The organism is Gluconobacter sp. Dm-74 (assembly GCF_018256135.1).
Taxonomy (GTDB): Bacteria; Pseudomonadota; Alphaproteobacteria; order Acetobacterales; family Acetobacteraceae; genus Gluconobacter; species Gluconobacter cadivus.
Genome location: NZ_JAERLX010000011.1, coordinates 14,779 through 28,744, shown reverse-complemented (window position 1 = coordinate 28,744; position 13,966 = coordinate 14,779). Strand labels below are relative to the sequence as shown.

Below are 13,966 nucleotides of genomic sequence, written 5' to 3'. Positions count from 1 at the left end.
ATGGGGGGGGAAGCGGCATGTCCGGTTTAGAGTAGAAAAATCAATAAAATGGACATGCCTCTCTTCTACATGACGAATTTTCTATCACGCCATCAGCCGTGACACTGACAATGTCTTCATCTTCAGGGATCTGCTCAAGAAGCATGGGCAGAACCGGAGCATCACCGACAGTGTTTCTTGTCATGTCTACGGCTCTGATTTCCATTGATCCTTCGTCGATCCCGATATGAAGTTTACGCCAGATCCGACGCTTCGAACCGCCATGTTTGCGGGTGTGCCATTCACCTTCTCCCTCGACCTTGATCCCGGTGCTGTCGATCAAAAGATGAAGTGGGCCGTTCGAACCACGATAGGGGATATCGACCGTCAGGCTTTCCTGTCTGCGGCTCAGCGTACTGAAATCTGGAACAGACCACGGCAGTCCCGCCAGGTGTAGGAGACTTTCAACAAAACCCGTCGTCTGCCGTAGTGCAAAACCGAACAGGACTTTCAGCGTCAGGCAGGTCTGTATCGCAGCATCGCTATAACTCTGCCGCCGTCCCCGACGCCCCGTCGCCATGCCCTCCCAAAGCATGGATGGGTCAAACCACACCGTCAGGGAGCCACGCTTTTTCAGCGCCGCATTATAGGAAGACCAGTTCGTCGTGCGGTAGCGCGTGGGGGTCACTGCACTCATCCCCTCAGATAATAAACCCAAGGCAAAACCGAAATCCCCGCACGCCATTTATGCAACAAAGCCGATCTCCTGGCCCGATCAGACCTGCGATATAGGCCGGGCATATTTTACGCCGCGTCTTGTTACCAAGACCTTCCAGATACGGGACGAGCCATTGCTCAAGATCCGCTTGCCAGTCTTCTTCCAATGCCAGCCTCCGTCAAAGCTGGCTCACCATGAATCACGCAATCAGCCCCATGGGAATCCTAAAAAATATACTTCTGCCAAAGTAGTGCTAGTATCCCGTCGAGACGATGTACAGTACCGCCTCAACAACCCGCCAGAGTTCCGTTCTTCTGAACGGCATCAGAGAAACCAGAAGCGCCCATTTCCGATCGCGTAGATCGCTTTCATAGGTCAGATCATCGCGACGATACTGACGACGGGTGAGTTCAGTCTAGGCCACAATTCACTCCTTTTCTTTGCAAAGACCGAGGAATCACAAACCACTGGAATTGCGCAATTCATTTTCGGCCAGGCTCTTAAGTTAGAATTTGATTATTATCTCCTGCAGTAAGAAGAATTTGATGAAAGTTGGCGCTTGGACCAGTCAACTCTGTTTCCAGAGTGGCAAGAGAGATGCTGGCTCGAGGTGAGGGTCCTGAAATTGGATGGAATGTTGCGCCATCGGCATGGATTTGACTTAAGTAGGCAGGGACAATCGCAACACCTAGCCCAGCTGCAACCATCGGGATTGTTGCAGCGATCTGAGGGGCAGCTTGTCCGAAACGCGGAGTGAAGCCGGCTTGTTGACAGGCCGAGATAATAGCATCGTAGAAACCGGGACCGAGTGATCGATCAAAAATAAGAAATGGTTCCTTTGCTACATCAATCAATCTGAGGGTGTGGCGTTTGGACAGTGGATGGCCTTTTGGGATGGCGATCAGGGTTGGTTCATCAAAGAGGGGATGGAGTGCAATGTCCGGATCTGGCGCTGGTGGACGCACAATGGCGAGATCCACCCGGCGCTCCCGTAAGGCCTCACAGAGAGCAGGAGTGTTACTTTCTTCGAGTGTAATCACAATATCCGGCCACTGCTCACGAAATGCCCGTATGGCTTTGGGTATCAGAGGAAGAAGTGCGACGGCACCTGCCATGCCGATCCTGAGGCGTCCTTGTTCACCGAGGGACAATCCCCTGGCTAGAAGGTGAAATTGCTGCTCAAGACGCAAAATTGTCTGGGCTTTTTCAAAAAGCTGCTCTCCAAAATCCGTCAATGCGGCTCCACGTTTGGACCGTATAAAGAGTTGCACTCCCAGTTCTGTTTCCAGGGATTTGATCTGCTGACTGAGAGGAGGCTGCTCAATGCGAAGCGTCTCCGCAGCTTTTGTGAAGCTGCCATGCTCTGCGATGGCCACGAAATAGCGTAGGTGACGAAGGTCCATATATCCATATGATACACGTATGACAATCAGTCAAAATATATATTGGACGTTTGAAAAGGGGGCCTCCATTCTGTCCGAAGAATTTTTGTTGGAGATACTGAGTTATGGCTTTCACTGTTGGGCATTATCTGGCTGAGCGGCTAACGCAAATCGGCTTGAAGCACCATTTTGCTGTTGCTGGTGACTACAACTTGATCCTGCTTGATCAACTGATTGAGCATGGCGGTATGAAGCAGATCTATGACTGCAATGAGTTGAATTGCAGCTTTGCGGCAGAAGGTTATGCACGCGAAAATGGTGCTGCTGCTGCTGTCGTGACGTTTAGTGTCGGTGCAATTTCAGCAATGAATGGCCTGGGTGGGGCTTATGCTGAAAATCTTCCCGTTATTCTGATTTCTGGTGCGCCGAACTCTAATGATCATGGGTCGGGCCATGTCCTGCACCACACGATCGGCACGACAGATTATAATTATCAAATGGAGATGGTGAAGCACGTTACGTGTGCGGCTGAGAGCATCACCTCGGCAGACACTGCACCTGCAAAAATCGATCACGTCATTCGGACCGCACTGCGCGAGAAGAAGCCAGCTTATCTAGAAATCGCCTGTAACGTTGCGAGTCAGCCTTGCGTTCGACCAGGTCCGGTCTCGTCGCTTCTGTCGCACCTGGAAGCAGACGAAGTTAGCCTCAAAGCGGCGATCGAAGAAAGTCTCGCGTTTCTTGAAAAAGCGCAGAATGTTGCCATTCTTGTCGGGAGCAAGCTACGCTCTTGTGAGGCACTCACTGAAACAGTGGCTCTCGCAGACAAGCTTGGTTGTGCTGTGACTGTTATGGCTGCGGCCAAGAGCTTTTTTTCTGAAGCGCATCCGGGTTTCCGCGGAGTTTATTGGGGGGAGGTCAGCAGCCCTGGCGTTGAAGATGTCATCAAGAGCGCTGACGCTGTTATCACTCTGGCCCCGGTCTGGAATGATTATTCGACTGTCGGTTGGCGGGATTCCGTGCGTGGAGAGCGTGTGCTTGAAGTGGACCCGGGTCGTGTCACGGTGAGCGGAAAGACTTTTGAAGGTTTCCGTTTGAAGGAATTTGTGGCTGCTCTGACGGAGCGGGTGTCCAGTAAGCCTGCCTCTCTGGTGAAGCCGTATACTCCCGTTGCGTTGCCAGTTGTTGACGCTGCCAAGCCGCTCACTAATGATGAGATGACCCGTCAGATCAATGCGTTGGTTGATGGCAACACAACGCTATACGCCGAGACCGGTGATTCCTGGTTCAATGCAACACGCATGCATCTGCCTGAGGGTGCTAAAGTTGAGTCGGAAATGCAGTGGGGACATATCGGCTGGTCTGTACCGTCTATTTTCGGTAATGCCTTGGCTGCTCCTGAGCGTCAGCATGTTCTGATGGTTGGCGATGGCTCGTTCCAGCTGACGGCACAGGAAGTGGCGCAGATGGTTCGTTACGAACTGCCGGTTATCATCTTCCTTATCAATAATTTTGGTTACGTCATTGAGATCAAAATTCATGACGGCCCCTATAATTATATCCAGAACTGGGACTATGCCGCTCTGATGCAGGTCTTCAACCAGGGTGTTCCCGGCGTAGAAAGTGGTAAATACGGACTGGGCTTGCACGCTACGACAGGTGCAGAACTGGCTGATGCCATTGAAAAGGCCAAGAAGAATACGCGCGGGCCAACATTGATCGAATGTAAGCTTGATCAGACCGATTGCACCGAAACGCTCGTGCAGTGGGGTAAATTTGTTGCAGCTGCGAATTCCCGTAAGCCTGTCTGAGTATAGGAAATTCATCTTGTAGATTAACTGAAGGGTTCGAAAACTCTTTGGTTTTGAGGCTGCCTTTGTGATTCCATTTCCCCCGAGTTGATTTGGGCATGGATCATGAAGCAGCCGTGTTTTTTTGATGTTGCAGAGCGACTTGCCCGCCTGAATGGGCTTGGTGATCAACTCGAAGCTTTTCCCCGGACTGTGGATTTTGAGGTCTTCTGCCCTGATCTGGAAAAGGCTCTGGCCTATTTAGGTGGAAGCAAGGGCGGTCGTCTCCCGTTTGATCCCGTGTTAATGTTCAAGATCCTGGTGATCCAGACGCTGAACAATTTGTCTGATGAACGGACGGAATATCTGATCAACGCCCGCCTGTCGCTCATGCGCTTCCTTGGTCTGGAGCTTTCAGATCGAGTGCCGGATGCCAAAACAGTCTGGCTGTTCCGTGAACGCCTGACACAGGCGAGAGCCATTGAAAGGCTGTTTGAGCGCTTCAACGCAATCCTGCGCAACGCCGACTATTTGCCGATATCAGGCCAGATCCTGGATGCAACGCTGGTCGCAGCTACAAAGTCGCACCATACCAACGCTAAGAAAGCCATGCTGCGCGCGAAACGCTCATCCGTGAATTTCCAAAAGGGCTATCAGGCTGGGTTAGCGTAGCCTTCAGTCTAAAAAACCAGGCTAACTCTATTCAGGGATGAATCAGTCGCAGCATTCCTTGGTATTGATGGGACGCCTCACAAATTTGTAGAAAGACATTCAATTATTAAAATAGAAATTAATTACGTCAAACGTAATAGTTATTTACGTCAATTAGATCTAGAATACATAGGGGGATGTATTAAGTTGAATGAAAGAAGGGCAGTAAATATCACGGGGTAGGAATGAAAAACTCACTTCATGTGAAGGAAACACCGTCAATGGAGCTTGCGGAGCAAATCATTGGAACGTGGCAACTTGTTTCTTACCAAGTGGAATTGCAGGCCACGGGTGAATTTATAGACGCAATGGGTGACCACCCCCGTGGTCGAGTGATTTTTACAAACGATGGTTGGATTGCCTTTAACCTTGAGGGCACCGGCCGGGAGCCGGCGCATAGCGATGCGGAACGCTCTCGTTTAATGCAAACTTTGGTTGCTTATATTGGTCGCTATCGTATTGAAGGCAATCAGTGGGTCACGACGGTACAAACTGCATGGGCTCCTGAATGGGTGGGTACGGAACAGCGTCGTACTGTCAAAATTGAGGGTGATACAGCTCAGGTTGTGACTCCGTGGCGAAAAATGCCTAATTGGGCAAAAGATCAAATGTCGCGCAGTATCATTAAATTCGTCCGTGCACACTAGAAACAGTTATCGATATGTATCGGAACTCAGATGATATTTCGATTTCTCTTCTTTCGGGATCTGACCTTGAAAGAAAGAAACACGATATCATCGATTTTTTAGCGACCGGGGATCTGCGTATCGATGATCAAGTTACGACGTTCGTAGTTGCCTTGAGCCAGGATAATGAACGGATTGTCGCTTGTGCTGGATTGGACAAGAATGTTGTTAAATGTGTTTGCGTTGACAAGCAGCTTCGTGGTTCTGGTCTGAGTGTGCGCCTTGGTACAGAAGTTATAATGCAAGGATTGTCTAAAGGTTACGATGACCTTTTTTTATTCACAAAATATATAAATTCTAGGATTTTTGATGGATGGGGATTTAAGTCCCTAGTTGAAATTCCAAATGTAGTCTCGTTTATGGATTATGATTCTACGCAGTTAGAATATTATCTTGATACTTTGAAATCAACCTTAAGGGCAGGAGAGCGTATAGGAAGCATAGTAATGAATGCTAATCCTTTCACAAATGGCCATCGATATTTGGTAGAGCAGGCGTCTAAAGAGTGTGATTGGGTACATGTTTTTCTAGTACGAGAAGATGTCTCCTTTTTTTCGTATGACACTCGCCTCACTCTCGTCAGAGACGGAGTTTCCGATTTAAGAAATGTCGTTGTTCATGAGGGTTCTGATTATATTATTTCTCACGCAACATTTCCTCAATATTTTCTTAAAAAGGACGAAGAAATCACGGAACAAGCATCTGCAATCGATGCCTTAATGTTTCGGAAATATATCGCGCCATCATTAAATATAAATATCAGGTATGTTGGGACAGAGCCAACGGACAAAACAACAGCTATGTACAACGTTGTTTTGAAGAAGTTCTTAGAAGATTGCTCTTATTCAGATAAGAAAATCGAATTAAAAGAGATAGAAAGAGTAAAATTTCAAGATATAGCTGTATCGGCTTCTCGTGTAAGAAGCCTAATTCAGGAAAATAGATATAGAGAAACTGCGGATTTGGTTCCAAAGTCAACATATCTATATCTCAACAAATTCTTTGTGAATGAAAAAGAAGAAAGGAAATCGTGTCATGAAAATTAACAAACGTGGTATCGCAGGCACGCTAGAGTCTAGTGATGTCATGGTGGTAATTAATCCCCATGATTCTCAAGAAATAAAATTGATTGTGCAGAGTAAAGTTGAAAAACAATTCGGTTCTTCGATCAGAAAAACAGTCAAAGATACACTCACAAAATGCGGTGTTTTGTCAGCAGTAGTTGACGTGAGAGATCAGGGTGCGTTGGACTGTGTAATCAGAGCGCGTGTTGAAGCCGCTGTTTACCGGGCTTCTGACGAAAAAACCGTAAAATTTGGAGATCTGTCATGAGACTTCGCCGTAGTATGATGTTCATTCCAGGAGCTAACGCTGGAATGTTGTCTAATTCATATATCTACAAACCTGATTCAGTGATGTTTGATCTGGAAGACTCAGTGAGTTTGACAGAAAAAGATAGTGCACGTTTTCTGGTATTCAATACATTAAAAGAAAACTTGTATGGCGATATTGAAACTGTTGTTCGCATTAACGGGGTAGAAACGCCGTTTTGGGAAGACGATCTTGATATGGCCGTAAGAGCAGGTGTGCAGATTGTTCGCTTGCCTAAAACAGAAACTGTAGAAGAAGTCAAAGAGCTCGAGCAACGTATCGCAAAAATTGAAAAAGATTGTGGACGCACAATCGGCGATACAAAAATTATGGCCGCTATTGAATCTGCTTGTGGCGTCGTAAACTCAGTCGCCATTGCAAAATCGACACCGCGTATGGTGGCAATTGCTTTGGCGGGTTTTGATTACTTGGTTGACATGCAGACCTCCCGGAGCTCAGGCAGTGAGCCCGAGCTATTTTACGCACGAGCTGCAGTACTGCATGCTGCCCGAGCAGCAAAAATTGACGCATTCGATGTCGCTTATGGAAACGTCAATGATGAAGAGGGATTTTTACGCGAAGTCGAGATTGCAAAAAATCTTGGGTATAACGGGAAATCGCTGATTCATCCTCGCCAAATCGAGCTCTTACACAAAGCATATGCTCCGGCCCAGAAAGATGTCGATCACGCTAGAAAAGTTGTCGCGGCAGCTGAAGATGCCGAAAAAAAAGGTCTTGGGGTCATTTCACTTGATGGAAAAATGATTGATCCGCCGGTTGTGCATGAAGCGCAGCGTGTACTTCTCCTAGCTGAACATTCTTGAGGAGGAAAGAAATGGCTTACAATAAAAAAGCAGCCGAAGATTATGCGGCAAAGAATAATATCCCAGCTTTTAAAGGAGTTTTCGCTAATTCTCCGCAGCTGGAAGACATTACGACGAAACAGAAGCGTAAGTTAAAGCCTTCTCTTGAGGACGTTATAAAGTCTTCAGGTCTAAAGAATGGCGGTACGATTTCTTTTCATCATGCCTTTCGCGAAGGCGATAAAGTAGTTTTGCAGGTTGTAAAAAAACTTGCCGAAATGGGCTTTAAAGATCTCACCATTGCTCCCAGTTCGCTGTTGAATTGTCACGATGGACTTCTTGAATTTATTAAATCGGGCGTGATTGCGAAAATCTTTACGTCAGGCCTGCGTGGTGAGTTGGGAGAAGCTATTTCTAAGGGGATCATGAACACACCCGTTCAGATTCATTCTCATGGTGGGCGTGTTCATCTTATTCAAACGGGCGAAATTTCAATTGATGTGGCTTTTCTGGGCGTTGCATCATCAGATGAGTTTGGAAATGCGAATGGAAGTCATGGTGAGCTAAGCTGTGGATCGTTGGGGTATGCAAAGGTTGACGCTGCATACGCACGCTATGTTGCGGTCTTAACACAAGATATAGTGGAATTTCCGAATTATCCAGCAAGCCTCTCTCAAGACCAGGTAGACGCGGTTGTGCAGGTTGACGAAGTAGGAGACCCATCTCTCATCAGTGTTGGCGCAGCTCGGCTTACAAAAAACCCTCGAGATCTGTTGCTGGCACGAATTGCGGCATCTGTCATTGAGAATTCAGGTTATTTCAAAGCAGGATTTTCTCTTCAAACAGGATCCGGTGGTGCTGCAACTGCAACTACCATCTTCTTGGGAGAGAAGATGATTGAAAAGAATATTAAAGCCAGTTTTGCGCTTGGCGGTGTAACGGGTTCTATCGTTGATTTGTTAAAAAAAGGCATGATTGAAGCGATTGCTGATGTACAGTCCTTTGACGTCGACGCAGCTCAGTCATTAAGAGATAACCCAGCTCACACCGAAATTTCCGCGAATGAATATGCAAATCCTTCGTCAAAGGGTGCATACGTCGATCGTATAGATACTGTTTTGCTAAGTGCGCTTGAAGTAGACACCGATTTTAATGTTAACGTGCTAACTGGCTCAGATGGCGTACTACGTGGGGCTTCTGGCGGGCATTGTGACGTTGCTGCAGCTGCAAATTTGACGGTTATTGTTACGCCTCTTCTTCGAGCAAGAATGCCCTGTATTGTTGATTGTGTGAATACGGTGGTCACACCAGGAAAAACTGTCGACGTAGTGGTGACGGATCATGGGATCGCCGTTAATCCGAATAATGTAGATCTCAAAAAACGCCTCGTAGATGCGAGACTTCCTGTTACAACTATTGAGGAGCTTCAGAAAAAAGCTATTCTCCTCGCCGGAAAACCTGATCCTATTCAGTACACAGATAAAGTAGTTGCTGTAGTCCGCTATCGCGATGGAAGTGTGATGGATATCGTTCGTCAGGTTGCGTCGTAAGACGATAGCGCGGAGACCTGATGAAATGACAGAAGGTCCTGAGATTTTTGATTCTATCCTGCGAGCGCGCGAAGAGCGCGCTCGCAGGCAGTTATTTATTTTGAGACGCTTCGAACGCCCGATTATTTCGGTAACGGTTGTTTCTCCAGGGAGTGATAAATGTTCTCCTATCATAATGGAAATATTTTCCGAAGCGCGTAAGAGTATTTGCTCTACTGTTAAAAGTTCGGGCTCACGTGTTTTGCTGGAAGAAGCAAGTGTAAGCTCGTCGGGGCCGGAGGCGATTTTTGTGGTATCGGCTTTGTCTCAAATCGATATCAAGAAAATGACTATGCTATTAGAGGAAACGCATCCTCTCGGCAGGTTGTGGGATCTGGATGTTATCGCACCAGATCAATTTTCCCTTTCTAGAGAAAATTTTGATTTCCCTGCGCGTAGATGTCTTTTGTGTTCCGATATTGCAATGAATTGTGCGAGAAGTAGAAAACACTCCATAGAGGACCTTCGTAGAGAGATGAAGCGGATTTTTTTTCTCTTCGAAAAGGAGAAAAAAAATTGATTACGTCAGAGAAGATATCCCAAATAGCACGATGTGCTTTGCTTAAAGAAATTAATCTTTCGCCTAAGCCAGGGCTGGTCGATCGTTTTGATAACGGTGCCCATTCAGATATGGATCATGCTCTATTTTTAGAGAGCATAGATGCAATAAGTCCTTTTTTTTCGTTATTTTATGAATCCGGCTGTGCGTCGACGTCTTCGAAAGAGGCGCTTAATGATTTGCGTAAAGTCGGCGTGAAATGTGAAAATGCAATGTTTTCCGCGACTAATGGAGTCAATACCCATAAAGGTGGGATTTTCGCTCTTGGTCTTTTATGTGGTGCATCAGGAAGATTAATTTCTAACAATCAGGAATGTACTATAGAAAACGTCTGCATCGAAGTAAGCCGGATCTGCGACGGGTTATTGCACAATGATTTAAGATCGGGAAATGAAAGATGCGCACCCCCTACAGCGGGGCAGCTTATTTATCGACAATACGGCTTCGGTGGTGCACGAGCTGAAGCAGAATCTGGCTTCTTAACCGTTCAACGTTATGCGCTTCCCGCTTATCGCGATGCCTTGTGCGATGGATACTCCGCAGTTGAATCCGAGTTAATTTCGCTTATTTCTTTAATATCAAACAATAATGACACAAATGTTATTTCAAGATCCGGAATATATGGATTGAACTACGCTAAGGTTTTCTCCAAAAAAGCTTTAAATACTTTGCGGGAAAAAGGTTTTGGAAATTTTGAAACAGAGGTTTCTGAGATGAATACTGCATTTATTTCACGGAATATCAGCCCAGGTGGAAGTGCCGACCTTTTGTCCGTGATGTTATTTCTTGTTGATTTCGAGCGTTATTTCTTGAATGGAGAGAGCGTATGTTAGAGATTATTTGCGGAGCTATTTTCCCGATTGTAGTATCGATGATGCTCGGATATCTCGGTGCTTCTATGGGTATGTTTGATCGCGATCAAGCAACTGCGATAAATCGAATGGTACTTAAATTTGCACTTCCAATGGATTTATTTGTTGGAATTTCTAAAATTGATCGTACGCAAATTTTACATTCTGGTAGTTTTGCAGCAATTATTATTTTCTGGATGATTGGCAGCTTTTTTATAACCTATTGGATTTCGCGTTTTGTTTTTAAGCGATCAGTGTCGCTTGCGACACTTCAGGCTTTGGCTATCGGAAATCCGTCGGTCCCATTTGTGGGATCTGCTGTTTTGGGATTTCTTTTCGGTGGGAAAAGTGCGCTTGCCGTTTCTTTGGCGAGCTTAACAATAAATGTTATTCTTATTCCTGTAGTATTTTTTTTACTGTCTAGTGACAATAAGGAGACTATGGGGAATGGCGAGAATTGGGTTTCTCATTTGAAAAATGCGCTAAAACAACCTGTCGTTTTAGCACCACTCTGCGCATTTATCTGGGTTTTATCAGGTATTCCGATTCCAAGATTACTTGATATTTCTTTCATAATGCTTGGAAAGACAACTGGCGGAGCTGCGATGTTCGCAGCTGGCATTTTACTTTGCCTTATGAAACCAATGATCAACAAGATGGTCATTACATCGGTATTTTTCAGAAATATCGCAGCACCTATGGTCGCATGGGGGTTAGCTATTGCTGCACACCTTTCTCCTTTTTACTTAAGGGAAGCAGTATTAACATTTGCTATGCCTTCAGCATCAGTGATAGTGATTTTATCAAATCAAATTAAAAAAGGTGAGAGAGAGGCCGCATCAACCGTATTCTTTTCTACAGTGGTGTCCATATTCACGATGGGAGCACTCATAGCTCTCACATCGTGAATAAATAAAGATTTGGCAATTATTACGATGAAAAAATCTTTTTTCATTTTTTCATTTTTGTCTTTTTTTATTTCAACATCCGTATCGTTCGCCCAGACCAATTCAGGAATATCTGAATTGGTCAATGAATTAAAAAAACAAGATAAAAGAATTAGATATTTAGAAAAAGAAATTATTGAACTGCAAGGGCATTCCTATCAAAAGCAGAAAGTAAAAAATAATTATAATGATCATTCAATATTAGACATTCCATATTATAAGCAGAAGAAGTTTAGGTCTGTTAAAATTTCACATAGAGAAATTAATAATAATTATATAAATTTCCCATTGGTTGCATCTCCTCCAGGAACATTTGGAGCCGTCTCAAATATGCCTTCAAATTCCGGTTCTATTTTGGGTATATCATCACAAATACCAAATAGAACTACTGAGTTTGATGGTTTAGTATTAAAATGGGGAAAAGGTTTACCATCGTTCTCGACGCCTGATGGCAATTATAGCTTCAGAGTTCGTGGTCGAATATTGGCAGATTATGGTGCGTCGTTTTCGAGCCGCTTTCCGCAACAAAATATTTCAAGAACAATACTTCGCGCGGCTAGACTAGGGGTTCAAGGTAGGGCCCGTAATTTATCGTGGGTATTGGAAGGGGATTTTTCTAGCAATACATTGCAACTCATGAGTGCATTTGCAACCTGGACTGACAAAACAGCTGGGTTACTATCAGAATACACAATCGGAAATAAATTTTCTGAACGAGGTTTTGATGGCTCTACGGGGTCGAGTGATACCGTATTTCTTAATAGAGATATTGTTGCCAATCTGTTAGTGCCCATGATGGGTTGGTACGGCTTAGGCGGTGCATATAAGATATATGGTAAAAACTGGCATATTGCGACGCAAATATCTGGCGATCAAGTCAATTCAACAAATAATACTAACAACGTTAGAGATGATTTAACGTATCTTCTGCGTGCTCACTATATACCTTTCAAGGATAAGGTATCGTTAATTCATTTAGGGTTTTGGGGGTTCTACGAAGATTCAAAACCGACACAAAATTTTACCCAGAACGTGAATTTATTAAATTATACGGATAACGCATTTAATTTTCAGGTCGGACCAACAGCTCCTCTTTCTCATTCTTTATCTGGTGGCGTTGAGCTTTTTGGTATTTGGAAATCTTTTTGGGCATTATTCGAGTTTGGCTTACGAAAGTTATCGCTAAGGCGCACGTATTCATCGTATCCAAATTATGCTCTTTGGGCCGGAAAATCTGGCTCCGAAGAGGCCCTTAGTGTTCAAGGAGGCGTTTTTTTGACGGGTGAGACGCCTAATTACTTCGCGCATTCAGGTGTTTGGGCTGCACCAAGAGTTCTCCATCCAGTAACACAAGGCGGATTGGGTGCGTGGGAAGTTTCTCTTCGATATGATCGTGCGAGTGTATCCCGGAGCTTGGGTAGTTCGAATGCATCTACCGTTACATTAGGAGTTAATTGGTATTTTTTGAATTACGCTCGTTTTATGTTTAATTTTACGCATGCTAATGTTTTAAATACACATGGTTTGTATATCGGTTACAATTCCGGTAATACTCTCGGTGGAAGAATGTCTATAACCTTCTAATATCGAAATTTCGGTTGCTGTGGAATACTGAAGATGAGTCTCGAAGAAATCAGCGATTTAAGATTTTTTGTCGACCTGGTAGACGCAGGCGGTATTACAAGCGCGGCACTGAGATTTGGTGTAACACCACCTTCTGTTTCGAGGCGTCTAAGTAAAATAGAAAAAAGACTCGGAATAAAACTTATAGAAAGAAATACACGACATTTTCATTTAAACGATCATGGGCATTATTACTACGAAAAAGGATCATTGATATTATCAGATATTGATGAACTTGATTATAGAATTTCTTCTTCAGACAAAAAAATTGAGGGCTTTTTAAGCATAGGTGCTCCATTAGAGCTTGGATCAAATAAAATAGCGCCATTCGTTGAAAAATTTGTGAAGAAATATCCGAACATCAATGTTAATCTTGCAGTGGCGACTGAAGGCTCATATAATTTCGATGACTATTTAGATATAATTATTCGTATAGGACTTCCAGAGTCTTCAAGCGCAATCGTCACAAAAATTGCATCGACTATTCGTGTGCCATGTGCTTCTCCTGAATATATTAGGATACATGGTGAGCCCAAGTCTCCACAAGAGCTTCAGCAGCATACATGTCTATGTTTGAGACGTTATAAAACCATGGAAGCTATTAATCAGTGGTTGATGGAAAACAATGAAGAATCATTTATCATTAAGGTTGAGCCCAAATTTAGCAGTACGAGTGCAGAGATTATACATAGATGGGCACTTTCCGGTAACGGAATTGCATATAAATTATATTGGGATTTATCGGAGAGCTTACAAACAGGAAAGCTTGTAAGAATACTTCCTAATTATAACGGAGAAATTATATCTTTATATGCTGTATTACCTTCGAAGTCATATGTAAAAAGGAGTGTTCGTATTTTTCTTGATGAGCTAAAATTGTTTGCGAAAGATAATATAGATACTACAATACAAACTATATGATATAGTCTGTACGGTTATAATATAGATAGTTCGAAT

The 13,966-nt window shown here is 44.3% G+C and carries 12 protein-coding genes and 4 pseudogenes; 12 read left to right on the top strand and 4 right to left on the bottom strand.

Annotated elements, in window-relative coordinates; translation table 11 throughout:
* Positions 1 to 67 precede the first annotated feature (67 nt).
* From JK208_RS13410 to JK208_RS13400, 4 genes and pseudogenes are all read right to left on the bottom strand, one after another.
* Positions 68 to 676, bottom strand: a pseudogene (locus tag JK208_RS13410) (IS5 family transposase); the annotation flags it as partial.
* Positions 677 to 737: 61 nt separating this feature from the next.
* Positions 738 to 869, bottom strand: a pseudogene (locus JK208_RS15920) (IS701 family transposase); the annotation flags it as partial.
* Positions 870 to 956: 87 nt separating this feature from the next.
* Positions 957 to 1,076: pseudogene (locus tag JK208_RS13405) on the bottom strand (transposase); the annotation flags it as partial.
* A gap of 121 nt (positions 1,077 to 1,197) precedes the next feature.
* Entirely contained in the window at positions 1,198 to 2,100 is a 903-nt protein-coding gene (locus tag JK208_RS13400) for a LysR family transcriptional regulator (RefSeq protein WP_077804029.1), read from the bottom strand.
* A 104-nt stretch (positions 2,101 to 2,204) separates the two neighbouring features.
* Between JK208_RS13400 and JK208_RS13395 the strand changes: the two genes are divergently transcribed.
* From JK208_RS13395 to JK208_RS13340, 12 genes and pseudogenes are all read left to right on the top strand, one after another.
* Entirely contained in the window at positions 2,205 to 3,890 is a 1,686-nt protein-coding gene (locus tag JK208_RS13395) for an alpha-keto acid decarboxylase family protein (protein WP_077804030.1), read from the top strand.
* Positions 3,891 to 3,995: 105 nt separating this feature from the next.
* Positions 3,996 to 4,514, top strand: a pseudogene (locus JK208_RS13390) (transposase); the annotation flags it as partial.
* 251 nt (positions 4,515 to 4,765) lie between these two features.
* Positions 4,766 to 5,227 (top strand): lipocalin-like domain-containing protein, encoded by a 462-nt coding sequence (locus JK208_RS13385; RefSeq protein WP_077804031.1) that lies wholly within the window; start codon positions 4,766 to 4,768, stop codon positions 5,225 to 5,227.
* A 14-nt stretch (positions 5,228 to 5,241) separates the two neighbouring features.
* On the top strand, positions 5,242 to 6,312 hold the full coding sequence (citC, locus tag JK208_RS13380; RefSeq protein ID WP_086649678.1) for a [citrate (pro-3S)-lyase] ligase: 1,071 nt from the start codon (positions 5,242 to 5,244) through the stop codon (positions 6,310 to 6,312).
* The gene (gene citD, locus JK208_RS13375) at positions 6,302 to 6,598 is read left to right on the top strand and encodes a citrate lyase acyl carrier protein (protein ID WP_077804033.1); all 297 of its coding nucleotides are present in this window, start codon (positions 6,302 to 6,304) and stop codon (positions 6,596 to 6,598) included. The genes citC and citD overlap by 11 nt, the downstream gene beginning before the upstream one ends.
* The gene (locus JK208_RS13370) at positions 6,595 to 7,461 is read left to right on the top strand and encodes an aldolase/citrate lyase family protein (RefSeq protein WP_077804034.1); all 867 of its coding nucleotides are present in this window, start codon (positions 6,595 to 6,597) and stop codon (positions 7,459 to 7,461) included. The genes citD and JK208_RS13370 overlap by 4 nt, the downstream gene beginning before the upstream one ends.
* Positions 7,462 to 7,472: 11 nt before the next feature.
* A complete protein-coding gene (gene citF / locus JK208_RS13365; protein ID WP_077804035.1) occupies positions 7,473 to 8,990 on the top strand; it encodes a citrate lyase subunit alpha in 1,518 nt (505 codons plus the stop codon).
* Positions 8,991 to 9,015: 25 nt separating this feature from the next.
* Positions 9,016 to 9,549 (top strand): citrate lyase holo-[acyl-carrier protein] synthase, encoded by a 534-nt coding sequence (citX, locus tag JK208_RS13360; protein ID WP_077804036.1) that lies wholly within the window; start codon positions 9,016 to 9,018, stop codon positions 9,547 to 9,549.
* On the top strand, positions 9,546 to 10,421 hold the full coding sequence (citG, locus tag JK208_RS13355; protein ID WP_099287729.1) for a triphosphoribosyl-dephospho-CoA synthase CitG: 876 nt from the start codon (positions 9,546 to 9,548) through the stop codon (positions 10,419 to 10,421). Before citX ends, citG begins: the two co-directional genes overlap by 4 nt.
* The gene (locus tag JK208_RS13350; RefSeq protein WP_086649673.1) at positions 10,415 to 11,347 is read left to right on the top strand and encodes an AEC family transporter; all 933 of its coding nucleotides are present in this window, start codon (positions 10,415 to 10,417) and stop codon (positions 11,345 to 11,347) included. The genes citG and JK208_RS13350 overlap by 7 nt, the downstream gene beginning before the upstream one ends.
* Positions 11,348 to 11,374: 27 nt before the next feature.
* The gene (locus tag JK208_RS13345; RefSeq protein WP_149026834.1) at positions 11,375 to 12,970 is read left to right on the top strand and encodes an OprO/OprP family phosphate-selective porin; all 1,596 of its coding nucleotides are present in this window, start codon (positions 11,375 to 11,377) and stop codon (positions 12,968 to 12,970) included.
* Positions 12,971 to 13,003: 33 nt separating this feature from the next.
* Positions 13,004 to 13,930, top strand: a complete 927-nt coding sequence (locus JK208_RS13340) for a LysR family transcriptional regulator (protein ID WP_077804040.1) — start codon at positions 13,004 to 13,006, stop codon at positions 13,928 to 13,930.
* Positions 13,931 to 13,966 lie beyond the last annotated feature (36 nt).